This is a genomic window from Rhizorhapis sp. SPR117, assembly GCF_021742065.1.
On the sequence record NZ_JAKKIE010000248.1, the window covers coordinates 1 to 383 of the forward strand.

General features: G+C 63.7%; 1 protein-coding gene. It reads left to right on the forward strand.

The window, feature by feature from the left end:
• On the forward strand, positions 1-383 hold a 383-nt coding region (locus tag L3X40_RS22225; protein ID WP_237367490.1), incomplete at both ends, for a transposase.

The window sequence follows — 383 nt, forward strand, 5'->3', positions numbered from 1 at the left end:
TTGCTGTATCACCAGACCGGCCTGACGATCGAGGAGCACTACACCGATACGGGCGGGGCATCGGACCATGTGTTCGGGCTCATGCCCTTCTTCGGCTACCGCTTCGCGCCACGGCTGCGCGACATCAAGGAGCGTCGTTTGCACCTCCTTCCCGGCCAGGAATCTGGCCCTTTGCTCGCCGGTATGACGACCGAACCGATCGCATTGGGTCATGTCGCCGCGCATTGGGACGAAATGCTGCGGTTCGCCACATCGATCCGCACCGGCACCGTCACCGCTTCGGCGATGCTGCGTCGGCTGTCCGCTTATCCGCGACAGAACGGACTAGCCCTCGCGCTGCGCGAGCTTGGCCGCCTCGAACGCTCGATCTTCATGCTCGACTG